This is a genomic window from Ruegeria marisflavi, assembly GCF_025673445.1.
GTDB classification, from domain to species: domain Bacteria; phylum Pseudomonadota; class Alphaproteobacteria; order Rhodobacterales; family Rhodobacteraceae; genus Ruegeria_B; species Ruegeria_B marisflavi.
This window is the reverse complement of record NZ_JAOVQN010000025.1, coordinates 21,577-45,564: the sequence shown is the minus strand read 5'-3', so window position 1 is coordinate 45,564 and position 23,988 is coordinate 21,577. Positions and strand designations below refer to the sequence as shown.

Annotated in this window: 17 protein-coding genes and 4 pseudogenes; 13 read left to right on the top strand and 8 right to left on the bottom strand. The window is 58.0% G+C overall.

Annotated elements, in window-relative coordinates; all coding sequences use genetic code 11:
* Positions 1-23 precede the first annotated feature (23 nt).
* Positions 24-1,022, bottom strand: a complete 999-nt coding sequence (locus tag OEZ49_RS19565) for a polyamine ABC transporter substrate-binding protein (RefSeq protein ID WP_263389864.1) — start codon at positions 1,020-1,022, stop codon at positions 24-26.
* Positions 1,023-1,270: 248 nt separating this feature from the next.
* On the opposite strand from OEZ49_RS19565, the gene OEZ49_RS19560 reads away from it, so the two are divergent.
* Together OEZ49_RS19560 and OEZ49_RS19555 are read left to right on the top strand one after the other, a co-directional pair.
* Positions 1,271-2,203 (top strand): GntR family transcriptional regulator, encoded by a 933-nt coding sequence (locus OEZ49_RS19560; protein ID WP_263389863.1) that lies wholly within the window; start codon positions 1,271-1,273, stop codon positions 2,201-2,203.
* Positions 2,200-3,501 carry a glycosyltransferase gene (locus OEZ49_RS19555; RefSeq protein WP_263389862.1) on the top strand — a complete coding sequence of 434 codons (1,302 nt, stop codon included), beginning with the start codon at positions 2,200-2,202 and terminating at the stop codon, positions 3,499-3,501. The genes OEZ49_RS19560 and OEZ49_RS19555 overlap by 4 nt, the downstream gene beginning before the upstream one ends.
* 25 nt (positions 3,502-3,526) lie before the next feature.
* On the opposite strand, the pseudogene OEZ49_RS19550 reads toward OEZ49_RS19555, so the two are convergent.
* A pseudogene (locus OEZ49_RS19550) lies at positions 3,527-3,654 on the bottom strand (IS6 family transposase); the annotation flags it as partial.
* Between the two features lie 247 nt (positions 3,655-3,901).
* Between OEZ49_RS19550 and OEZ49_RS19545 the strand changes: the two are divergent.
* Genes OEZ49_RS19545 through OEZ49_RS19535 form a run of 3 tightly spaced genes read left to right on the top strand, consistent with a single transcriptional unit; the run spans position 3,902 to position 6,107 of the window.
* Entirely contained in the window at positions 3,902-4,702 is an 801-nt protein-coding gene (locus tag OEZ49_RS19545; protein WP_263389861.1) for a peroxidase family protein, read from the top strand.
* Positions 4,699-5,577, top strand: coding sequence for a peroxidase family protein (locus OEZ49_RS19540; protein WP_263389860.1), 879 nt, complete (start codon positions 4,699-4,701; stop codon positions 5,575-5,577). Before OEZ49_RS19545 ends, OEZ49_RS19540 begins: the two co-directional genes overlap by 4 nt.
* Positions 5,578-5,609: 32 nt before the next feature.
* The gene (locus tag OEZ49_RS19535) at positions 5,610-6,107 is read left to right on the top strand and encodes a hypothetical protein (RefSeq protein ID WP_164128028.1); all 498 of its coding nucleotides are present in this window, start codon (positions 5,610-5,612) and stop codon (positions 6,105-6,107) included.
* Here the strand turns inward: OEZ49_RS19535 and OEZ49_RS19530 are convergent.
* Complete coding sequence (locus OEZ49_RS19530) at positions 6,101-8,623, bottom strand: adenylate/guanylate cyclase domain-containing protein (protein ID WP_263389859.1); 2,523 nt, start codon at positions 8,621-8,623, stop codon at positions 6,101-6,103. The two genes, OEZ49_RS19535 and OEZ49_RS19530, sit on opposite strands and share 7 nt — an antisense overlap.
* A 29-nt stretch (positions 8,624-8,652) precedes the next feature.
* Between OEZ49_RS19530 and OEZ49_RS19525 the strand changes: the two genes are divergently transcribed.
* Entirely contained in the window at positions 8,653-9,843 is a 1,191-nt protein-coding gene (locus tag OEZ49_RS19525) for a YcaO-like family protein (protein WP_263389858.1), read from the top strand.
* Between the two features lie 68 nt (positions 9,844-9,911).
* Here OEZ49_RS19525 and OEZ49_RS19520 read toward each other — a convergent pair.
* Positions 9,912-10,357: pseudogene (locus tag OEZ49_RS19520) on the bottom strand (DDE-type integrase/transposase/recombinase); the annotation flags it as partial.
* A 268-nt stretch (positions 10,358-10,625) separates the two neighbouring features.
* On the opposite strand from OEZ49_RS19520, the gene OEZ49_RS19515 reads away from it, so the two are divergent.
* The gene (locus OEZ49_RS19515; RefSeq protein ID WP_263389857.1) at positions 10,626-11,612 is read left to right on the top strand and encodes an SMP-30/gluconolactonase/LRE family protein; all 987 of its coding nucleotides are present in this window, start codon (positions 10,626-10,628) and stop codon (positions 11,610-11,612) included.
* A gap of 195 nt (positions 11,613-11,807) precedes the next feature.
* The gene (locus OEZ49_RS19510) at positions 11,808-14,936 is read left to right on the top strand and encodes an ATP-binding protein (RefSeq protein WP_263389856.1); all 3,129 of its coding nucleotides are present in this window, start codon (positions 11,808-11,810) and stop codon (positions 14,934-14,936) included.
* Here the strand turns inward: OEZ49_RS19510 and OEZ49_RS19505 are convergent.
* From OEZ49_RS19505 to OEZ49_RS19495, 3 genes are read right to left on the bottom strand one after another with little or no spacing between them, the layout of a single operon-like run.
* Positions 14,933-16,330, bottom strand: coding sequence for a Dyp-type peroxidase (locus OEZ49_RS19505; RefSeq protein ID WP_263389855.1), 1,398 nt, complete (start codon positions 16,328-16,330; stop codon positions 14,933-14,935). The genes OEZ49_RS19510 and OEZ49_RS19505 overlap by 4 nt on opposite strands.
* Positions 16,330-17,046 (bottom strand): hypothetical protein, encoded by a 717-nt coding sequence (locus OEZ49_RS19500; RefSeq protein ID WP_263389854.1) that lies wholly within the window; start codon positions 17,044-17,046, stop codon positions 16,330-16,332. The genes OEZ49_RS19505 and OEZ49_RS19500 overlap by 1 nt, the downstream gene beginning before the upstream one ends.
* Before the next feature lie 3 nt (positions 17,047-17,049).
* On the bottom strand, positions 17,050-18,084 hold the full coding sequence (locus tag OEZ49_RS19495; RefSeq protein ID WP_263389853.1) for a catalase: 1,035 nt from the start codon (positions 18,082-18,084) through the stop codon (positions 17,050-17,052).
* 191 nt (positions 18,085-18,275) lie between these two features.
* Between OEZ49_RS19495 and OEZ49_RS19490 the strand changes: the two genes are divergently transcribed.
* Positions 18,276-19,304 (top strand): IS110 family RNA-guided transposase, encoded by a 1,029-nt coding sequence (locus OEZ49_RS19490; protein WP_263389852.1) that lies wholly within the window; start codon positions 18,276-18,278, stop codon positions 19,302-19,304.
* Between the two features lie 334 nt (positions 19,305-19,638).
* Here the strand turns inward: OEZ49_RS19490 and OEZ49_RS19485 are convergent.
* A pseudogene (locus OEZ49_RS19485) lies at positions 19,639-20,348 on the bottom strand (IS6 family transposase).
* Between the two features lie 246 nt (positions 20,349-20,594).
* Here OEZ49_RS19485 and OEZ49_RS19480 point away from each other — a divergent pair.
* The 4 genes and pseudogenes from OEZ49_RS19480 to OEZ49_RS19465 all read left to right on the top strand — a co-directional run.
* A complete protein-coding gene (locus OEZ49_RS19480; RefSeq protein ID WP_263389851.1) occupies positions 20,595-21,902 on the top strand; it encodes a hypothetical protein in 1,308 nt (435 codons plus the stop codon).
* A gap of 12 nt (positions 21,903-21,914) precedes the next feature.
* On the top strand, positions 21,915-23,042 hold the full coding sequence (locus tag OEZ49_RS19475) for a cytochrome-c peroxidase (RefSeq protein ID WP_263389850.1): 1,128 nt from the start codon (positions 21,915-21,917) through the stop codon (positions 23,040-23,042).
* Positions 23,042-23,779 (top strand): MbnP family protein, encoded by a 738-nt coding sequence (locus tag OEZ49_RS19470; protein ID WP_263389849.1) that lies wholly within the window; start codon positions 23,042-23,044, stop codon positions 23,777-23,779. The genes OEZ49_RS19475 and OEZ49_RS19470 overlap by 1 nt, the downstream gene beginning before the upstream one ends.
* Before the next feature lie 63 nt (positions 23,780-23,842).
* Positions 23,843-23,986, top strand: a pseudogene (locus tag OEZ49_RS19465) (transposase); the annotation flags it as partial.
* Between the last annotated feature and the right edge of the window lie 2 nt (positions 23,987-23,988).

The following is a 23,988-nucleotide window of genomic DNA, read 5'->3' as shown; positions in this document are numbered from 1 at the left end:
CGGACCAGAGAATGGCCGCACCCTCAGTTCGCGGCTTTGATCTCCGAAACGATCCGGGCGTATGCGCGCTGTGCCTCGCCCACATCCCTAAGCTGTTCGTAGGCCAGCATGTCTTCGGGCGAGTAACCCATGTTCGGGAAGGTATCGATCAGGCTGGGATCAAGAGCTTCCATCGCGGCCTTGTTCGGAACCTTGTAGAGAATGTTCTCGGCCGCCCAGCGATGGGTGTCCGCCCCGAGAATGTAATTGACGAACTCATAGGCCGCATCCTTGTTTTCGGACGCTTTGAGAATGACCATCGTATCGACCCATAGATCGCTGCCTTCTTGCGGGATCACGTACTTGATCTGATCGTTCTCGGCGATGCCGTAGTTGCACCAGCCGTCCCAGGCATGCACCAGGCTCGCCTCTCCGGACACCAACTTGGCGTAGAACGTGGTGTCGTCATAGGCCAGAAGAGTGCCCTTGGCTTGGATCAGAAGATCGCGGACTTCGGCCATTTTGGCCTCGTCGGTCTCGTTTACGGAATAACCCTTGGCCAGTTGCCCGGCAGCCAGCAGCCAGCGGTCGGTGGCGAGCATGGTGGTCTTGCCGCTCACGTCGTCGGACGGGGCCAGAAGGTCCATCCAGCTGTCGGGGGTCTCAGCGACCAGATCGGCGCGATAGCAGAGCCCCGTGGTGCCCCAGGCATAAGGCATCGAGAACGTGTTTCCAGGATCGTGCGACAGCTGCGTCGCAGCCTCATAGAGATTGGTGGCGTTGGGAAGCTTCGAATGATCCAGCGTTTCTGCCAGACCAAGATTGTGCAGCACCTCGGCGAACGGCGAGGACACGAACACAACGTCATAGCCGCGTCCGCCGGACGCGATCAGCTTGCCCATGATCTCTTCGTTCGTGGCGTGCAGCACCAGTTCGGCTTCATTGCTGGTAGCCGCGTTGAACGTGTCGATGGCGTCCGGCGCCATGTAACCGTCCCAGTTCGACACGACCAGGTCGCTCGCCATAACGTTCGTTGCGGTCAATGATATCGCTGCGCACGCGCTTGCGATCAGTCGATTGGTATGTCGGGTCATTCCGTTCCTCAACTGTTGTGGGGCGGATTTTCCGCCTTCAAGGCATCCGATTGGTCGACAGCAGCTATTGAAAGCCATCATCAGAATCTGTACTAATGATCTAACATGTACGTCAAATTGTATTCTCTGTTCTTTTGAGCGCAGCGGTATCGGACCTCGAGAACGGGTGAAATCCAGAGCCAGAATAAGGAAGTTCGATGCCCACCCCCCGCCAAAGTACGCGACTTGGCCACATTGATCTGGCGCGAAAGATTCTCGCGATCGCGCATGAGCGCGGGATGAGACGCGGCGACCATCTGCCCGAACAACTGCTGTCGGAATTGTGCGGCGTGTCGAGAACACCGATCCGTTCGGCATTTAAAATATTGTTTGAAAATGATTTTCTGACATGGCGGGAAGAAGAGGGATATTTCCTGGAACTGGATGATGCCGAAAGCCTGCTACAGGCGCAGCGCCGGTTGGAAGAATTTGAACAATCCCTGGCGCAAACAATTCTCACGGACCGCTCACTTCGCCGCATCGGGGAAGTAGAGTCGGTCAATGCGCTGATGCGAAAATACGGCGCATCTCGGCATATGGTACAAAATGCATTAAAAGTACTGTCTCAAGATGGAATTGTCACGCAACTTCCCGGCCGTTCCTGGTCATTCCAACCGCTTCTCGATTCTCCCCGCGCTCAGGAACAAAGCCTGAATTTCCGTATGGCGATCGAACCTCAGGCCATTCTGGAACCTAATTTCCGGCTTGATCCGAAGAAGGCGGGCGTGCTGCGGCTGCGGATGCAGGACATGTTGCAGGCACGCGAAGGCGGCATCGGTTCGACAACCTTCCTTGCGCTCGACACGGACTTTCACAGCTTTGTCGGCGAGTGTTCGGGAAACCAGTTCGCACGAAATGCGATCATTGCGCACCACCGGCTTCGCCGGGCTACACAGAGGGCGATTTCCATACCCGATTTCAGGTTGCGGCAGGCACTGAAAGAACACATCGAGATTCTCGAAAGCCTGCAGACCGGCCAGTTCGAACTGGCGGCTGACCTGATGTTGGTTCATCTCAGGCGGTCGCGCACGGTCCGCCCGGAAACCGTCAACCGTGGCGCGCCTCCGATGGTCCGTGGAGTCCGGGCTTGAGCGCGGAGCCAATCATTGCGCTGTTCCCCGAGGCCAGTTTTGGCGCGGCACTCAACTGCGTCGGGATAGCGCAAGCCTTGCGGGAGAGGGGCGGACGGCCGGTTTTCATTTGCCATCCAGGCTTCACCGGCGTTTTCGCAGAATATGGATTTCAGGAGTATCATCTGCCTGCCGGGGACCAGTCCCGCGAAAATGCCGACGATTACTGGCAGAGATTTATCCAGACGCACCTGCCCAATTTCCGCAAAGATGCCTGGGAGCAACTCGACACTTACGTGGCCCCAACCTGGGATGCCATCGTGAATACCGTCGAGACAGTGGAAGATGCCTTGTCCGATCTGCTGTCGATGATCCAGCCGGATGCCATTCTTCTGGACAACGTGATCATGTTCCCGGCGGTTGCCCGCGCGAACTGTCCCTGGGTGCGGGTGGTATCCTGCGCGGAAACGGAGCTTCCCGACGCAAATGTTCCGCCCTACCTGTCGGGGCTGAGGCCCGAAAGCACTACAGACCGGAAGCGGTTCGAACGGACCTACGAAAAGGCAGTCCGCAGCGCCCACAAGCGCTACAATCGCTTCCGGAAAAAGCGCGGGCTCGAACCGTTGGCTCCGGCGATCTTCCTGGAACCCTCCCCGGACCTGAATCTTCTGCTTGCGCCTTCAGCCGTCAGATACCATCGGAAATTACCCCTTTGCGAACCACAGTTCGTGTACCTTGAAGGATGTGTGAGGAATGAAACCAAGTTCGATTTTCCTCATCTTAAACGATCTGATACCCCCCTCGTCTACATGAGCTTCGGCAGTCTTGGCGCGATTGACACGGGCATCATCACCCGGATGCTGAATGTTTTTTCGAGTATTCAGGCGCAGTTCCTGGTGAATGTGGGTGGTTTTCTGGAATCCTACGGCAATGTGCCGGACAATGTTTTGCTAGGCAGTTGGTTCCCGCAACCGTCTGTTGTCGCGGAATGCGATCTGTTCATTCATCACGGCGGCAACAACAGTTTTTGCGAGGCGCTGTATTTCGGCGTTCCCAGCCTTTTGCTGCCCTATTGCTGGGATGGTTTTGACAACGCGCAACGCGCAGAGGCCACCGGAACCGGACGTTGGCTGGACCGAAACAACTGGAGCGAGGCCGAGTTGCAAGGAATCGTTGAGAGCATGCTTGCGAGCAAGGACATGAAAGCGCGCCTTGCATCCATTTCCACCACGATGCAGGCCGCGCCCGGACCTGTCAAATCCGCGGACGCCATCATGTCGATGCTCGCTCGCAATCAGGACGCAGTACCGGTAGGCTGAACCGCAAGGTTATGTGCCTCGCATCAATGCCGCGTTCGTGAAGCAGATCCTCGACATTGCGCAGTGACAGCGGAATTCTGTCGTACAGCGTCACAGCCAGACGAATGATCTCCGGGCCGCTGTGGAATAGTTGAACGGATCACGTTTCAGCAATCTGAGAGGTTACGAGGCCGCCCTGCCAGTCTCAACCTGGTTCCTTCTGACACCACCAGCCAGTTTGCTTTCACAACACAGGTTGCCGGCCAACCAAGCCCTCTGAAATCTCTGGCTTTACCGCTCCTTGCCACACCGGCTGGTACGATTCCCTAGAAAAAAGCCGGATTTCATGTTATGGATCAAGTGCCTGATTGATGCGGCCATTTGCGGCACGCTCTGGGAAAATCGACCGACTGGGGGAAGAATGCCCGGCTTGCATGGCGGCGGTGTCCGTTACACTTCAGAAGATGTAAAGATCCCCTACGTTCAGAAAGACGAGCGGATTTTCAATGCTGCCGAACCCGGAGACGGAATTTTCCCGGCACAACTCAAGCTGCAACTGGAAAGCGATGCCGCGCGGCGCGCCCGAGAAGCTGACGGCCCGGCATTGCTGCTTGACCTGACCTCGCCAGGCGCCCAGGCGCTGCCGCGAGATGCAGAGGGCGCTCCTGATGTCGACCGGGTGATGTTTTATCAGCAGATCATACCGGGGATTGCCCCGCCGGGACCTACACCGGGAGTTCTACGGAGAGTTGCCGACAGGCTCACAAGATCTGCGCGGCCCGGGGACCTCGTATCGGGCAAGCCGGTGCTACCGGCAGCCTACACGTATTTCGGTCAGTTCCTCGCTCATGACCTGAGCCACATGACATGGAACGCCACGATCAACGGATGGGAGAACGCCCAGAACTTGCACGCCTTAGATCTCGGTTCGCTGTTCGGATTGCGCGTTGCCGAGACTGCCCTGAACAGCGTGGCGCATGCGGGGCACGACACCTGGATCGGGCTCGATTCGGGTAGCCGCGCCGCTGATCTGCCGCGCAGCGGTGCGGATGGCACCGCCGTATGCACTGACCGGCGGAGCGACAGCAACCTGGGCCTGGCCCAGATGACCGTATTACTGATGCGGTTTCACCAGCGCGCAGCGGCCCAAGCCGGGCTTTCAGTCACCTCGACCGATCAGGCAAGTCGCTTACCCGGCGGCATGTTCAGGCGGTCGTGTTGACCGATTACCTCAAGCGTCTGATACCCGACCACGTCTATAACGATGTTCTCGACCACGGACGCAAGATCGTCGCCACCGACGCCGCGGCGCCATTCGAGATCCCCATCGAATTTGCTGCTGCCTGCTTCCGAATCGGCCACAGCATGGTGCGCAGCGATTATGTTCCCTGGCTTCCCGACGACGTTCTTCCTAGCTTCATGAAGCGAGATGTCTCTTTCGAGGACCTTTTGGATTTCACGAAGGACGGCGGGAAGCTGGCAGGCGGCCACCTACCCAGAAACTACGTACAGGTTTGGCGTCATATGGCCGGCGATCCGCAAACACCCGCCGGCGAAGCTGTTGCCGCGGCTGGTATCGATACGTGGATCGCGAACGATCTGAGTTACGTGCCCCGGCGGTTTTTCGAACCCCGGGCCAACGAGAACCTGCCGAACTCGCTGAACCTGGCACGCCGCACGCTCGAACTTGGGGTGAAGCTTGGCCTGCCGTCCGGACAGACTCTCTACGATCACATTGCCGGAGCGGGTATCGCAATGGCGCGGATCAAGGCCGATGTTCGCACGTTCCTGTTCGACCGGCAGTCGCGGTTCGGCGCCCTTTACACCGACACAACCCTTTGTACCCAAACACCGCTTTGGCTTTACAGCCTGATCGAAGCCGAGCTTGAGCCGGGCCCTTGCCTGGGCGAGGTCGCGGGCCGTGTGGTGATGGAAACATTCCATGCCGCGATCCAACGGAGCGGAGATAGCATTCTGAACCCGGCGCCTACCGGTGCAAGGATCCTGTTTTCAAGGGAGCTCAACACCCAGCAGGGGCCGCAAAATGAATTCAGCATGGTCGACCTGATCGCGGTGGCGGCCATGCCGGATCAATAAGTCATGGGAATCTGAAGACAGAGGAAATGAAAATGACCAATATCGTAGCGAACGTGAGCGAGCCGGTGAACAATGCGAACCGACAAGCCGGCATGAAAATTGCGGGCCAAGGGCTTGCGACCTGGTTGACGAACCACAGCAACAACTCCAATGCCAAGTCGAAGGACATCTTCGACGACCTCTACAATTCGGTTTCCGCCCTGAACGTTAACTTCTTTCTTGTCGACGATGAGCAGAATACCTTCAAACTTCTGCCTGTCGCCAATGGCTCCGGCGGGGTCATAGCCAATCAATTCGAAATTGATGGCACCACTGACAAGCTCATCATCCATGGGGAAAAAGACAACAAGAGTGGCCAGAACAAACCGATGACAATCGCGGTGCCTGAAGTCGTCGGCGCGGACACTATTGATTATCTCGAAAACTATGTGACCGATGTCATGGAAATCGCTCAATCCGGTTCGGCAGATGTCGAACTCCAGCTGCGCAACTACCTGCTGGCTTCGATCTTCCTGACACGCTGTCACTGACCGGAAAGACCCATCGCAGCGTCAAGGGCAGTGGCGAGCTTCGAGCGGTCTTCCTTGCGGCGGATCGGGAAGGCGGTCACGAACCAGTCGCGCACGCTGTGCGGTGTAGCGGGCTCGCTGCCCGCCCAGACGTCGGACACACGGCTCACGAAGCGCTCGGCGGCGGCCCTTGCCCGCATGCCATGTCCTTGACTTTGGAGCGCCGCGGCAAGCCAGCCCTGGATGTCGACGATACTATCGCCCGCGATTTCCGCCGCCTCAACGGCCTTGTCGAACCGGTCGAGCAGGAACAATGTCGAGGCCAGATAGCCCCAGATCCATTCAGGAAACACCTCGGACACCGCGAAGAGGCGCGTGACGGTGGCGTCTGCCTTTTCGCGCTCGCCGAACCAGGCGAAACCCATGGCGCATGAGGCAAGCGTTGTCGGGCTTACCGGGTTGAGTTTCAAAGCGAGGTCAAGATGCATCGACGCACGGGCAAAGGAGCCGTTGAGTGCCGCCGACCACGCCACCGCCCGTTGGTTGCGCGAATCCATGGGATCAATCTCGGCCGCCCGCGCGGCCAGGGCATCGGCCCGCTGTGTGTCCGCCACATTGCGGGTCAGTCCGGGCCAGACGACATGGCTGATGTTCGTCATGCTGGCAAGGCTGGTCATCGCTGGTGCATAGTCCGGATCCTCCTCCAAAAGACTGGAGAAGATCGCACGCGCTTCTTCAGCGCCTTCTGGCGTCCAACGCATCATGGCTCGGTCGCCACGCAGCCAGGTGTCATGACTGGTGGGGCGCGCGCCCGGCGTGCTCAACGTGGCGGCCAGCCTGTCAGCCGAGACGTAGCGCTCGATCGCGGCGGCGACCTGACGCACGATACTGAGCTGCGCCGCGTACCAGCCGCCGGTTTCAACATCGTATGTTTCGCTCCAGATCATCCGATGGGTGGGCTTTTCCGTCAGCCGGATGGTAATCGCGCGAACCGGATCGTCGTGCAGTTCGCCGGCCACCCCGTAATCGGCGCGCTCGTCGGAACCGGCATTGCGGTCGCCGTCGATTACCGACCATTCGCGGAACCGAGCAAGATTCGCCATCAGATCGGCGCGGAAGGTCCGGGCCAGGTGCTCGTCGGCGACGGGCGCAGTGAAGCGGTCAACCAGAAGGCGCAGCATCCGCCTCGGTCTGGGCGCGGCCTCCAGGGCATCTGCCGGCGGCGTCTTGCGGCTTTTGCCGTCAAGCACCCTGCGCACAGTTTGCAGGATTTCGGGCCCAGATTGGGCACCATGCGTGCGCGACAGGTACTCCTGCAATCGCGTGAACTCTTCGAGAGCCGGTGCCATGCTACCCCGCACCACGAAATGCCGAATCAAGGCCAGCGAGGCGACCTCGTTACCCGGTTCTTGCCGCAGGATCGCCTCGGCAGCGGCCCGATGGGAATCGGCATTACCGGCCGTCTGTTCCAGCACTCGTTCAAGCCCCTGCATCAACCGCCGCTTCCACGAGGCGCGCAGGATGCGAAGCCAGCCGTCGAACTCCGGGCTCAGCCCATCGGCATCGATGAGAATCCGGTCCGGCCAGCGCCCGTCACTGCTCAGCGTTTCGGGAACGCTGCCTCGGCGCAGGGCGTGTTCGAAACTGTCCAGGTCAGTCTGGAATGCCATTGCGTCGAGCATGACAAAGCGATCGTCTCTCAGCAGCAACCGGCGCATCCTCTCGGGGAGCAGGTGGTTCAACTCGTCCACGGTGTCGTCAAGCGGGCCCAGTACCGTTCCGTTCCGTGCCTCGGGCCACATCAGCGCGACAAGCCTGTCGGGCGCTTCGCAATGTCCCGGACACAAGGCGAGATAGCCAAGCAGGGACCGGGCATGCCGAGAGCCCGGCATCCTGCGCCTGCCATCCGCGCCAATGAGCCCGGTCTGCCCAAGCACCGCGATAACTGCGTTCTCGGACTCTGGCGGGCCCGTCGAAGCGGAGGGCGCGTCGATGACACGGAACGCTTCGATCCACTGGCTCAGGTTCTTCAGCCGCTGGGTGCCGGCGGCCTCGAACCGTATGCCGTGCTCGGCGCTCAGGCCGTCGCGGATCACTTCGGATACCAGGCAGGTGCCCGGCTGCGCCTGTTCCTGCAGTCGGGCCGCCACGTTCACAGCGTTGCCCAGCACATCGCCGTTCCTTTCGATGATGGGACCGGCATGGATCCCGATCCGGAACAGGTTCGGATCGCGCACCCCTGTCTGTATTTTCTGGACGATACGGTGGAATTCGATACCCAGCCGCACCGCGGAAACCGAATCCGGGAAGACAAGGAGTGCGCCGTCTCCCATAGTCTTCACGACGGCGCCGCCATGGCGGTGGGCAAGAACCCGCAGCGTGTCGAAACAGCCCGACATGAAATCGAGGGCGCTCAGTTCGTCCACTTCCACCCGGCGACTGTAACCCACCATGTCGACAAAGAGGATGGTGCGGACACCGCCGCTCTCCTCTGCACCCGAGACCAAGGGTTGCGCTGCCGGACTTGTCGACGCCATTCTGTCGCCACCTGAGAAAGAGGTCCACTGTGTCAACCTTAGACAAGTTGCGTGACTATTTCGACGTTGTTGATATTGCGCCGCCGGATTGGCCGGTTCGCTGTTGTCTGGCTCTGCCGACCCAGGCTGCGGCGGCGGCTTGGGGGGCGTTGCCGCCCGGTCTGCGCCTTGAAAACGGTCGGGTGGCGGGCGGACGGGGCCTGTCCTTCGACGCGGCAGAGACCAGCGCACTCGGCGAAGCCGCTGAACTGGCCAGCACGATAACATGGGGCGACGAGGCCGTCATGCCGCCCGATGCGCCGCTGGGCGAGGGTAAATCCTGGCGGTTGACGGAGTTGCTGGGGTTCTCGCCCGAACAGTCGGATGCCCGCAGCAGCTGGAACGAACGGCTGGACGGAACAGACTGGATCCCCCCGGCAGGGGCGCAAGCCACAGGTTGGATCATGGCCGAGGATGCGTTCGGTGGCGATCCGGTCCGGGTGCCGACCGATGCCGTGTTCCTGGGCACTAGCGCGTCATCCTACGCTGACACATCGGGATGCGCCGCCGGTGAAACCGACGCCGCAGCGCGGCAGGCGGCAGTTCTGGAACTGATCGAGCGCGACGCCACCGGTCGCTGGTGGTATGGTAACCGCGCGCGCGCGGTGCTCGACACCGCAAACCTGGGCCCCGAATTCGACGAGCTTCTCGGCTGGTTTGGCGATCGAGGCCGAAACCTTCGGCTCTTCGATATCACCACCGACCTTGGAGTACCGGTGGTGGCCTGTGTAACCGACGATCCGGAAACCGGTAGCGTGTCGATGGGGTTCGCCGCCGGGCTATCGCATCCGGTCGCTGCGCAGAAGGCCACCAGCGAGATGGGCCAAATGGCACTGCTGGTCGAGGCCGGATTGCAGACCGGGCAGATGCGTCCCGGATTGCGGCGCTGGTTGGCCGAGGTGTCGCCGAAAACGGCGCCGCTCGGTGCGCTGGCAACCGCAGCGCCACCGCGTCCGGCGGTCATGCCGGACGAGTTGCTGCCCGCACTACAGCAGCACGGTGTCCGCCTGGCATTCCACAACATGACGCACAACTTCGTCGGTGTGTCGGTCTGGCGCGCGATCTCGCCTGATCTGTGCCACTGGAAACCAAGATTTGGCAGGGCGCGCCTGCTGGCGCCAGACGAGGCTGACCTTGAACCGGCAGCCGCCGCGCCCAACAGTGTGATACTTCGCCTGTGATACTGTCCAAACCACCGACCTGTCAGACAAATTCCAGCCAGTCTCGGTTTCCCACGAACCGCAGGAACTCAGGCAGCGCCAAGCCTACGCAACTCGGCCAGAGCCGCAGAGCGGTTCAACTTGAAATTCCGTCGGCTGGTGAGGCTGCGCTCCGAGTTGAAATGGTTGAAGACCGAGGCGCGGACGGAAGCCAATTTCTGCAAACTTCGCATCCGAATGAAGCGCAGCATCACCCGTTTTCGTCGTCGGAATGGCAGTTGCGGGTGCTGTGGAAGTACGTGAACGGATCGCGTTTCGACATGCTGAGAGGCTACGAGGCTGCCCTGCCCGCCTCAACCGGATTCCTTCTGACACCGCCGGCGACCCGTTTCCTGCCTGTGGACATTGCCAATGTCCTTCATCGCCGCACCGAAAAACTCAACCGGTCGGTCACCAGGACATGAGGTCGACCGTGGCGTTTCATTGATTTTCTGAGGAATTTCAGGGCAGCTTTCTTGTCCCGCGTCTTCGTGACATCCCTCTGACAAAGCCATTTGAACGGATCACCTTTCGGCATGCTCAGAGGCCACGAGACCACCCTGCCCCGCTCAACCAGGTTCCTTCTGACACCGACCACCTACCGGACAAAGCCATCGAAACTTCAGTTGTGAGTGACCTAGTTCATGGTTAGAGTGGTCCGACATCCGTTAATAACTGAATATACGTGACCACTGTGCGCGGCAGTTGACGACCAAAGACGCCGTATCAGCATGTCGAGAACGAAGTCAGTAGGGAGCGCTTTCATGTCAGATCTAAGGACAATCGAAGACGGCCATCTGGAGCCAGTCGCCGAGGGGCTGGGCTTTCCAGAAGGTCCAGTCGCGATGAACGATGGGTCAGTACTTTTTGTAGACATCAAGGACCAGTTGCTCAGACGGTTAACTCCAGAGAACAAGATCGTGAATGTTGCCGAGCTGCCTGGTGGGCCAAACGGGTTAGCTATTGGCCCCGATGGTGCGGCTTATGTCTGCAATAACGGTGGCGTCTACACCTTCGTGAAAATCGATCCCTTGGCGCCTCCGGGTTCTGGCAAGACCCCCAATCCGGAGCGGGAAATCACCGTACCCTGGCCTGAGCGCCCAAACTACGAAGGCGGATCGATCCAACGGGTCGATCTGGACACCGGAGAGGTCAAGACGCTTTACTGCAAATTCAAGGGGAAATGCCTGATCGCACCCGACGATATCGTTTTCGACAGTGATGGTGGTTTCTGGTTCACGGACACCGGCATGCAAGAGGGAATGACAACCGAGTCAGGGTCAGTCTACTATGCCAAGACAGACGGCACGATGCTGAAACGCGTGGCCATTGTGCCCACTGCAAACGGTATCGGCATTTCACCCGAAGGCGACAAGCTCTACGTCTCTGACACGGTTTTCGGGCGCCTCTGGTCCATGGAAATCGTCGGTTCCGGCGAGTTGAAAAAACCAGACCCCGTACCACCGATGCCCGGCAAAGTTGTTCAGACCCTACCAGGCTATCAGTGGCTCGATAGTCTCAAGGTCGAGGCTGACGGACGCATTTGTGTCGGAACGATCTTTAACGGCGGCATCACCATATTCTCACTCGATGGGACGACGCAGCATCTGCCGGTCGATGACATTTTCACGACCAATCTCTGCTTTGGTGGAGAAGACATGTGTGATGTCTGGATAACCGCTTCGAGCACCGGAAAAATCTACAAAACACGCTGGCCGCGTCCGGGCCTCAAGCTGGCCTTTACCGCCTGACCTGTCGGCAAAGTCAGGAGAAAAAGAGTGTCGCCGCGCCCTGCGGGCACTCTTGACCGTACGGCCCTGGGGATGGGGCCGTTATCCTTATGGAGAGTAGCAAGAAGACCGCCTGTCGTGTTAACCTTCGTTAACATGGTTAACGCTGCCGCAAACGACACAAACGAGTCAAAGCACCCACCTGAGCGGCGGCTTGTGTCGGTACTGTTTACCGACATGGTCGGCTACACCGCGACAATCGAAAAGCTGGGCGAAGAGAAGTCCGTTCATTTTGCACGGATGCTCTATGAAATGCTTACCACCGTCGTTCAAGAGAACGGCGGCGCGGTAAGAGGTTTTGCCGGCGACAGTATCATGGCGATTTTTGGGGTTCCGGTTGCTCTTGAAGAGGCCGGCCTGAAGGCATGCAGGACCGCTGTGGCATTGCATGAAGCTTTTGCAGAAGCTGGCGACAACATCGAAGCGCGATTTGGCGTGCGTCCGATCATGCGCGTTGGAGTCTGCTCAGGATCCGTGGTGGTCGCAGCGGTCGAAGGAGAAGCGGGCGAACTGACGGCGGTCGGAAACACGGTCAACCTGGCATCTCGCATCCAGTCTCTGGCGCCAGAGGGCGGCTGCCTGATTTGCGACAACACCCGGCGACTGGTCGAGTGGCGCGCCGATCTGAGCTTTGAAGGCGAATACACGATCAAAGGCGTGACGCGGCAACAAAAGCTTTGGCGACTGCGGTCCATGCGAGAGGGAACCACCCGATTTGATGTCTCGGTCAGGCGGGGTTTGACCCGGTATATCGGGCGCGAGGCCGAGCTTTCCATCTTGGCCGACGCTTTCGATGCGAGCGCGACAGGGTTGCGGGCAGTCGATTTCGTAGCTGAGCCGGGTTTGGGCAAGACACGTCTGATTTTCGAGTTCCTGCGCAGCGAGAAATCAAAACCGGCCAGGATTTTCACCGGCCATTGTACCTCGGACGGGCAGCAGGTTCCGTTTCTGCCGTTCATCGAGGTCGTACGTAATTCATTCCGGATCCAGGACGAAGATGAACCAGAGGAAATCGCCGGCAAATTGCATGCGGGCCTTGAGCGCAGGCGGTTGTATACGGAAGAGAATCTTGGTCTCTTGATGAATCTTCTTGGACTGGTGCCCCCGGAGGGGTCGCTTGAAGGCCTTGATGGAGTTCTCGTGGGGTTGCGTATACGCGACCTGTTGCCTGCACTGCTCAAGGCGCAATGTGATATGGGCCCCGTGATCCTGCTGGTCGAGGACATTCATTGGATCGACAGCGCGTCCGAAGACATGCTGCGAAAGTTGATTGGCGGAGAAGAGTTCGTCAACCTGTTGATCCTGACCACCCGACGACCGGAATACATGCCGGACTGGTTCAAGAATGAGGTTGTGCAGACCGTCGCGCTCAAACCGCTTTCGCACGAGGATATTCGGAACTTGTTGCAAAGCCGGTTGCAGGTCGAAACGCTGCCTGGAGACCTGATCCACGAGGTTGTCGAGCGCTCAGGCGGAAACCCTCTCTTTGGCGAAGAAATCCTTATTTATCTGGGCGAACAGGGCGCATTGAAAATCGTCGACGGCCACGTGGAATACGATCCCGACTCTGGTATTGGCGTCTTGCCATCCAGCATGCAAGCCCTTCTTTCAGCGCGGATCGAACAGCTTCGCCCCGAAGACCGCGCGATCTTGCAAGCGGCCGCCACGATCGGGCGACATTTCGATCCCGGCCTGTTGTCCATGGTTGTCCCGGATGCAGATCAAACCGGCGCGACGCTTGAACGGCTTCAGGCCCTTGATCTCGTACACCGCAGGGAGAACTCATCGGACTACATGTTCAAGCACGTGCTGCTTCGCGACACGGTGTATCAAAGTCTGTTGTCGGACCAAAGGGCCGAATTACATCTGATCATTGCCGAGGCCTTGGAAAGGCGCAATGCCAACCGGCTGCCGGAAACGGCAGAGACATTGGCCCATCATTATTTGCAAACAGATCGAACAGATCTGGCCTTTCGGTACACGGCGCTTGCCGGGGCAAAGAGTCTTGGAACTTACTCGCACGATCAGGCCAATCGCTACTTTGCGACGGCCTTGCAGCTCTATGAACAGGATCCTGACTGTGCCAGCGATGCTGCTTTTGCGGAGTTTCTGGGCAATTACGCGCTTTGTTCGAATATCTCTCTTGATATCATGACGACGATCAACCTGGCCAAAAGGATTGAACCAGTTCTGAACAGGATCGGAGACAATGGCGACCACGTCCTGTTCCTGCACCACTATGTTTCCTGTTTGGTCTGCAACAGTCAGTTTCACGAGGCATTGCGTGTCCAGCGAGAACTGACTGAAATGGCAGAGCGCCTTGGCGACCCCAAGTCGCGCGCCTATGCCATGGTAAACGAGCTTTCCGTGGCCATCTATAGTGCGCCCATTTCAAACGCTGAATTCGAGGCCAAGAAGAAGGATATCGAGACGGCCTTAGCCAGTTTCGATGATGCCTATCTTCAGAATTTCTTTTTGGCCACGGTCGGTTGGAACGAATTGACGCGCGGGCGTGTTGTCGGCGCCCGCGAGACTGCCGAGCTCATGATCGAGTTCGGCAAGCGGCACAATGACCCTCGCGCCTTGGGCTATGGCACCGCGATGAAGGCATTGGTCGCAGTGGTGACCGATGATCACGACGCAGCGTTGAAGCTGTCCGAGGAGGCCTTGAGTCTATCCCGAGCGGAGTTCGAAACTGCCATCGCCGAGTCCTCGCGCGTGGCCGCGCTGGTCGCGTTGGAGCGCCCCGGCGCGCTTGAGGCGGTCCAGGAGTATGTCGAAAGAAGTGCCGCCGACGGCTGTACGCTGTTCAGCGGTGTGCCGCAAACAATGCTGGGCGTAGGGCTCGCATTCCAAGGTCAGATTGCCGAGGGGCTGCAACAAATCAAGAATACGATAGCCATGCGCGAAGCAGAAGGAATGCAGATCGGGGCCGACTGGAACAGGCTTTTGCTGAGCGAAGTCTATATGCAAATCCTGTCTGGTGAAGGTGGTGCCTCGCTAGGCGTGCTGCTGCGAAACTTCCGAACATTGGCGGGCGTAATGATTACGGGAGAAAAACAAATCAAGGAGCTGATCAGCAAGGCACGGGAGAACCCGCAATTCGATACGGACGGCCACTATTATGCCCGAGGCGAGATGATACTTGGCCTGCTGTGCAAGGCCAAGAAACGTAGCCAGAACGCGATCCACCATCTTGAGACAGCGCACCGCCTGATCGCGCCAACCGGTGCCTCGCCCATGCTGGCCAGGATCGAGGAGGCACTGGCGGAACTGGCGGCCTAGCCGGAAAGCTGGGCCAGGTAGCGAATAGCAGGCAGACTGGGCAACATGGTGTAAGCGCCACCCCGCGTGATCACGAACCTGGGAAAACCGCTGAGCCTGATTTGGCCGCCGTCGCGCAAGGTCAGTTCAAAGGCGCTAGTTTCAGGCACGTTTGCGCCCAAGAGCGGATCATTTGTTCCGGTAATTCTGGGGTCTTGCAACCCAAAGTTGATCCAGTCGCACATGACCGCCTCAAACTGCGCTCCGTAATTGGCGCCGATGAAATTGCCAAGCAGACCGTGTTCGCCGGTTTCCGGGTCCGGCCCATACGACATCCCACGTCTGACAATACGGCGCGAGTAGTTCGAGACCCGCTGCACGATAGGTCCACCACGCGGGTTGGCCCGTCGCATGTGGGATCCGGCAGGGCATCGCGATGAGAGGGTATAGTCGTAATTCGTCAACGACAGATCTCCCCTCTCATCTGAATTCGGCGACAACTCATAGGGTGTTCCATTGCGCCAACGCCCGCACATCTGCGCGGCAACCACCTCGCGCAGGGCGTCGTGACGGCTCATGCCGCCGCAGATACTCGCCTCGGCCCCCTCGGGCAAAAGTTCGAACTGCTTGGGGTGTTTCTCCAGCTTCGCCGCAGCTTCGCTCAGGTAAGTCTCGAAAGCATCGGTTTTCTGCTGCAAGACCCGGAACGCGTTGAAGGAACAGTCGTGAAACACCTCCTTGGGCTCTGGGATTGCGAATTCGACACCCTCGAAATGTGTGGGATAGCCCAATAGCGCGGTGCCCAGAGGATCCTTGGGTTCGTCAACGTTGACCATTTCGGGGTCGAAGATATGCTTGAAACGCGGTTGGGAAATGCCGTCTCGATAGCCAAAGAAGACCTTGCCCTCGGGCAGGTTGCGGCCATCGCGAACGCCCAGAACGGTGAACGCTTTCGCCACTTGCTTTTCGACCGGGTCGAATTTCTCAACATCGTTGGAATAGATCGATGCAACAATATGGATACGGTCGGGCTGGTCGAACGGGCTCGGCCAGTTCTCAGGCGCGCTGTCGCCGAAATCGCCCAGCTTAACGGCGCGCTGTGCCATTCCCTCGGCATATTCAGTGGGAAAGGTTGCAAGCTGGCTTGCTGGCAGACCCAGGGCGCGCAACCCTTCGAACGTAATTCCTATATTGAAACAGACCTCGGGAGCGGGGGGCGCCCAATTGGCCGAGCGTGTTATGCGCGGGACAGTCTCGTCTGTACCATCGGCCGAAGCGGCCAGGAACCGCCGTGCTGCATCCCTGTTGGTGACTTCCAGCATGAGGTGGCGGACGTTGTTGTGTTTGTAGCCCCTCAGGATATTGCCTTGGACCTTTTCGGCGTCAAAATCGTCTTCAGGATTAATGTTGGACATCACCATCCCACCCCGAGTTTATTTCTTATCTGTGCCGCCGAGTAACCGGGATAACCGCGATAACCACCACCGAGCGAGATATTGCGGTTCGAATGCAGTTGGAGGATCAGCGAGCGCGGAAGTGACTGTAGTTCGTGCGGCGGATCGTTCGGTTTTCTTCCGGCCTGCACATCCTGGAGGGCGAACAGGTCAAACGGATAATCAGGTGCCTGAAACAGGTCGTGCGCCCGCACCCAATCAATGAAAGCTTCGACATTCTCCTCGCAAGGATAAAGCTTATCGCCGCCCTCTACTTCTTTCATCAGGGCATCAAAAACGCTTCCGATCGTGGCGATGAAGTCGCGGATGTAATTGCTGAAATCCCCATCATAAACGGAGATCATACAGATATAATCTTCGACCAGAAGGAACCGAGCAGAGTGCACGGTACCCACATTGTCTAGACCGGCAAAAATTTCGTCCACATTCTGGGCCAGAGCCATGACCGCCTTTGCACGCCCTATCGGCGACGTGTCTCTGAGCGGCATCAGCAGGTTCATCATTCGCTGTGTGCTGTCGCTGGGTTGTGGCGAGGGGCGCGGTCCGCCTGGCAGTTTGGGTCTGCCCTCTCGCCAGACCCAATAGGGAACGACCACATATTTGGAAAGGAACTGAAACCAGCCGCGTTCCGGCAAGCTATTGATATACCGGTTCAGCCATCCGCCGTCCTCGTTCATGCCTTACCCTTTCGCGCCACTGAAGGGGCAGGGAATACCGCCCCGCCGGTTGCTGGAATATTCGTACACATCCCTGCGGATATCCAGGATCGGATCCCCCGACGGTTCGATCCCCGGAGTGAGATGCCAGGGATTGAAACTCAGCTTTTCGGAATGCGCCTCCTGATCTTCTGGCACATGCTTCAGGGTCAAGGTCCCCATCATGACCCGCTTGCGGTGCGGCGGCCATTGCCGGGTGGAATCGTTGAAATCGTCACCTTCTTCGCCGATATGCATGACCAGCGAAAACCGCTCGGTGCGATCATCCGCAAGGCGGTCTATCATGTCTTGTTTCAGGAACTTGTCTTTTGGCGGCTCCAATGGATTGGTGTTCAAGACACCTGCAATCGGTGCCCAGGTAAACCGAACCCAGCGCGTCTCTTCCTCCTTGCCAGTCACCACAAAGGTATGCACCGCATGATAGGCAGCGCGAACGTAGCTTACCGGCGCACCGATCGAAGAGGCATCGATGACCGCAGGTTGTGCCCAGACATGTTTGTTCGCAAAGGCGATCGCTTCCTCGTTCGGCCGTTCAGTCTGCCCCTGATAGGGATCCGGCATCGGCAACTCCAAACGCAGATAATCCTTGATTTTCTGCCAGGCTGTCTCGCGCTGGCAGGGTTTCGGCCTCGCGGCGAGGGCGAACTTGAGGAACTTCTTGGGCGTGGGCGCGAAGAACACCGGAAGCGTCATGGCAACCAAGTCGGTAGACTTGCCGTTCTTGAGGTGAAAACGCACCGCCATTCCTCGGACGTCAGACCATCCATCATGTTCGGCCACAACACCCATCCCGTTGGAAAACCGCACGTCCACAGCGACACCTTCTGGATTGGTCGGCGGCTGGAAATGCTCGGCAACGCAAAAATCTTTTGCTACTGGGGATGGCATGAAATGTCCCGTCACCCCAACGCCAACAGTATGAACCGGCCGCTTTTCCGTACTCCCGCCTGGAATATCGAGCGCCTCAACGATGTCTTGAACAAGCTTCGGATCGGCCATCGATTTCCTCCACGTTGACGAAACGAACGGTTGCCCGGTCCAGTCTCTTACCCACCTTATAGCAAAACCCATGGTCTGAAGACTCTTTTCGGGAGCTAGTGAGCCTCCCCATCTGAATTAATGGGATGAACTGCCTTCCCACCCAAACGCAGCTACGGTTGCAAGGAATGGTGGAGAAGAGGAGCATTCTGATGGATATTGCGGTTATTGGGATTGATCTGGGCAAGACGGTTTGCAGCCTGGCGGGTTTGGATGCGAAAGGCGAAGTTGTGTTTCGCAAGCGCCTCCAGCGTTTTCGCCTTCTGGATTTTCTTGCCGACTTGCCACCCTGCATCGTCGCCATGGAAGCTTGCGGCGGGGCGCATCATATTGGGCGATTTTGCCTGTCCAATGGGCACGAGCCGCGGTTGATGTCGCCGCTCTACGTCCGGCCATACGTAAAGGTCCACAAGACGGATGACCGCGATGCCGAGGGTGTTGCCGCGGCGGCGACCCGCCCGACGATGACTTTCGTGACCGTTAAATCGGAAGAGCAGCTTGACCTGCAAGCGATCCATCGCGTCCGCGAAAGGCTGGTCCAGGAACGTACGCGTTTGCTCAATCAGGTCCGTGGGTTCCTCATGGAGCGTAGCGTACGCCCGGCAAAAGGACGACATGCATTCCAGCGAGCGCTGCGTGATCTGATCGCTGAGGACGCGGGTGAGCTGTCACCACGCATCTTCGGAATGCTGCGGGACATGGCCCGCGAGTTGGATGGACTCAACGACCGGATCGCCGAGCCGGACAGGGCGATCGCGACGATCGCAAGGAAAGATGCCGATATGCGGCGTCTTATGACCATCCCCGGCATAGGTCCTGCGATCGCCACTGCCCTTGTTGCCGCGGTCGGTCAGGGAGAAAGCTTTCGCAAGGCGCGTGACCTTTCCGCCTGGCTCGGCCTGGTTCCACGGCAGGTGACGACCGGTGGAAAAGCCAAGTTGATCGGCATCTCGAAGCGGGGGAACAGCTATCTTCGGAAACTGTTCATTCACGGTGCCCGAACGGTTCTCCATCTGGTCAGAGACAGATCCTCACCACTCACTTGCTGGGCGGAAGATCTAAAGGAGCGGACCCACGCGAATGTCGCGGCAGTGGCGGCAGCGAACAAGCTGGCCAGGATCGCCTGGGCAGTTCTGACCAAAGAGGAAAGTTACATGCCAACGGCACTGACCGCGACCTGATCCAAGGATCGAACACAAGGAACCTGCGAGCGAAGGAGAGATGGACCAACAGCCGATCGGCGTCTTGTCAGTTTGTGGTGGACCATGGCCGCTCAGGCCGGTGAAGTAATGAAACACAGGGCGCGCGACTTCCCATCTTGGTCAGGGGCGATCCAACCAACCCCGCGAAAAGACCGAATACATAGAAGCAGGGCAAACGGGTCGCCTCGAAAAAGCGCTTACAGGGGAAGGCAGTTCATACATGGTCCACCGTTATGTTTAGGAAACGGAGGACAGAGAATGGGGCTTTCAGACGGATGAGAAACGGTCTCCATGACGACAGGATAGCTGCCCTTTATGCCGCGCAGAGACAACGCCACTCCGAGAGAGCGGCGGCGCTGTGGTGCTTAAAGTTGGCTCGTGAGGTGAGGCTACGATCGACATTGAAATGGTTGAAGACCGAGGCGTGAACGGCGGCGAAAAGCTGCAAACTTCGCATCCGACGGAACCGCAACATCGCCCGTTCCCGTCGTCGGAATGGCAGGTGCGAGTTCTCCCCCCTGTTGTTCAGCCAGCGGCCCGTTTCCTGCCTGTGGGCATTGCCGATGTCTTTCATCGCCGCACCGTAGAGGACCTCAACTGGTCAGTCACCAGAACATGAGGTCGACCGTGGCGTTTCATTGATTTTCTGAAGAATTTCAATGCGGCCTTCTTATCCCACGTCTTCGTGACGTAGCTTTCGAGAACCTCACCTGCGTGATCGACGGCCCGCCAAAGGTAGTGCCGTTCTCCATTTATCTTCCCGAACATCTCATCCAGGTGCAAACGCCCATGCGGTCAGGACCGAAGCCGATCGGCGCGTTTCTTGCGGATCTCGGACGCAAACATCGGACCGAACCTTTGCCACCAGAACCGTATCGTTTCGTGGCTGACATCGACGCCGCGCTCGTGAAGCAGATCCTCGACGTTGCGCAGTGACAGGGGAAATCTGACGTACAGCATCACCGCCAGACGGATGATTTCTGGGCTGCTGTGGAAGTATTTGAACGGATCACGTTTCGGCATGCCGTCAGGCTACGAAACCGCCCTGCCCGCCTGAATCGGATGCCTTCTGACACCGCCGACTGATTTACATTTGGTCTGCCCGCACCAAAAGATCATCCTCCCTTTGCGAGACTGGTAGGGATACGTGAAAGAGAAGTTTTTCTTAAAACACAAGCTACCTCCGCTTCCGCTGTCGTGTTATGTTGAGCCAGAAACAGATATTGAGGTCTTCGGGCGGTCACCATTACCCAAGCGAGGTGACAACCTATGACTACCCTTAACTTCCGAGCACATTGCTTTGCAGTGATTGCCGCAACTTTGGTAGCTAGCTTTCTTCCTTTTGAGCTTCGTGCTCAGGATCGAGAAGAAAGCCAAGCGATGGTATTGTTGCGTGGCTTGCCAACGTTGGGCACATCGCACAGCATCGCGATCATTGAGCTGGATCCGGAATCAGACCGTTTCGGAGACATACTAAGCGAAACAGAACAGCCTGACCTGGTCCATCCGCTACACCACCTGTACTACAGCCCAAGCGGTCGGCTGTATGCCACAGGGCTTGATCCGATTTGCAGCCTTGCCGAAGTCGGGCTGGAACGCGATGCGACTGGGGCTCCGACGGTGACCGGGTTCACTTGTCTTGAGACAGGTGGGCAGATGGTCGGCGAAGACATAATGTGGCACACATCAAACGGTGCCGAGTACATGTTCGTGACATTCATGGCCGGGCGCGGTGGCGACGATGGTGGTACGGTCGGTGTTTTCGACCCGCAGACCAATGAGGTCGTGAAGATCATCGAGGCTCGGCGCAGCCAGGTTGGCGAAGGCAAGCCCTTCATTATGTATCCGCACGGGATTTCGGCCTTTCAGGACCGCATGGTCGTATCATCGACAGTGCATCCCGATCTGGCCACCGGCGTTGGTAACAGCGTCGCCATCATCGATCTGAATACGCTGGAACCGATCGAAAACATTGTCGTCGAAAACGAAAAGCCGTTGAACTTTCCATCCTCGCCGGTGGAGGTGCTTTTTGCCCGCCCTGATCTGAATGAGAATATCGAACCGGCTGTTCTGGTGAACACCATGTTCGGTTTCGAAACCTGGAAAATCCCCTATGACGCATCGGCGAAAAGCTTCGGAACGCCGGAAGTCGTCTACAGCGGGGCACAAAACGGGACTGCGGTACCGCTTGAGTTTTACGGCAACGAGGACGAATTGTTTATTTCCCATGCTTTGCCGGGGGTGGTGAAACGCTACCATCTGTCAAAACTGCCCGAGTTGGTGTCTTCAGGGCCGGACATTGAGGCCGACCCAGGCGCGCATCACATCATTTTCTTTACCTCGAAATCAGGGCGGAAACTGATCGCGGTGCAGAACAATCTGCTGAACCTTGGCAATGCCGAAGATGGCGATCCCACAGATGTAGACTTCATAGCAGCAATCAACTCGCACACCATCACGGTTCATGATCTGGCCACGGGAGAGAGGCTGGCGTCCGTCGACTTTAAGGAAAAGTACAATAAGGGTGTGGAGAACGTCGAGGGTCTTTTCGGCTCGGGCTTCGTGCACCATCACTGAAGCCGCGTGGATATGACGCGACGACGTATCATAACGCTCGCCGGAGCGGCACTTATCGCTGCTCTGGCTGGTGCGGCGTTCCTGCCGCGCAATTCAGGACGTTCTCAGACCCCGATCGCTGGTTTCTCGGCGCCCTTCGTGTTCGGCCGTTTCTCGGTTCCGCCGGACAACCCGTTGACCGAAGAAGCCTTCGCGCTTGGCAGACGATTGTTCTATGACCCTCTCCTATCCGGGGATAACCGTGTGGCTTGCGCCAACTGCCATATCCAGGCTCTGGCGTTCAGCGATGGTGTGGCGCGGCCGATAGGATTGTCAGGAGACGAGCTGGACTTCAACAGCATGAGCCTTGCTAACCTACTATGGGGTCAAACGCGTTTCTTCTGGAACGGACGCGCAGTGTCGCTCGAACAGCAGGCGCTAATGCCGATCCAACATCCGGAGGAGATGGCTCAGGACCTTGACGAGCTGGTGGCAGAACTGCGCCGCGTGAAGATCTACAGGCGCATGTTCAGCAGTGCCTATGGCGACGTATCGGCTGGGAACTTAGCAAAGGCCCTCGCAACATTCATGCGGTTGCTTATCTCACAGAACTCGAAATACGATCGTTTTCTGCGTGGCGAAGTGAAGTTGACCGAGCAGGAGGAATATGGCCGCAAGCTGTTCATGGCACATCCCGATACGAAGGTTTCGCTGCGCGGCGGCAATTGCATCGATTGTCACAGCCAGTTCCTGACTTCCGGCTTCCGTGATCAGTTGGACGGGTTTTCCAACAACGGTCTGGATCCCGATGAAACCTTGGCGGACGGCTTAATGGCAGTGACAGGAAACTCGGCTCACAAGGGGTTTTTCAAGGTCCCCACGTTGCGCAACATTGCCGTGACCGCTCCGTACATGCATGACGGCCGGTTTGCCACGCTGGAAGATGTCATGCATCATTACAACGACGGGATCAAACACAGCAGGACCCTGAGTCCGCTGATTCTCGAGGCTGACAATGCAAAGAACAGTAAAGACGCAACCATCGGGCTGCGGCTTACACCCGTGGAAATGGCGGCGATAATTGCGTTCCTGCATACGCTGACCGATGAGCAGTTCCTGAGTGACCCGCGGTTTTCAAATCCATTCGAGGAAAGACTGTGATGCAAAATGCAAAGCTGGTTATTTCCGGACTAGTGGCAATAATGGTTTCCGCGGTCGCTGTGTCTTGGTGGGCAAGAGAACGAGCCGCGTCTGAACATGACGTGATCCTGACCTTTTCCGCCCAAGCCCAGGGCGCACCGATCGTTTTCGACACTTACGCCTATGACAATCCGGGCGGCCCCGGTCGAGTCCGGCTGCGCGATTTCCGCTTCTATCTGAGCAATATATCGCTGGAGAGCGAGGAAGCGGTCTATGTCGAACCGGACAGCTATCATTTGGTCCGTTTCGACAATCCTGAGGCGTCAGATACCATCAGGCTTGAGGCGGTTCCACTCAACCGCGTGGCCCGAGTTACTTTCTCGATCGGTGTGGATGCCGAGGCGAATAGCTCGATCGAAGTGCGCGGAGATTTGGATCCCAATAGCCAAATGGCGTGGAACTGGGAGGTTGGATACAAATTTGTCATGTTTGAGGGGAACCTGATGCTGGACGATCAGGAACAGCCTTTAGTCTACCATGTTGGCTTTTCCGAAAACCGGCGTGAACTGCTCTTCGAACTAGACATGGCGCGTCTCGCGACCGACTTGGGGCCGGTGCATTTTGTTGTAGATGTGATGAAGTTGTTCGAAGGAACCACCCAGATTGACCTGGGTAAGCTAACCTCGGTCAAATTCGATCGCGAGGACGCCGGACAGTTGGCGGACAATTATGCCAAGATGATCGAAATCGCCGACTAAGGTATGAGGTGCCCCTAGATTCGTAGACGCTTCGCCGCCTAACTGTGAGGCGAGGAGGCCGACATGGGGACAAGCAATTACAGCGACGAGTTCAAGCGGGATGCGGTGCATCAGATCACGGTTCGCGGGCATCCTGTGCGGGAGATTTCCCGGCGTTTGGGCGTCAGCACGTATTCTCTCTACAAGTGGCTGAAGCCGTTCGGGGAACC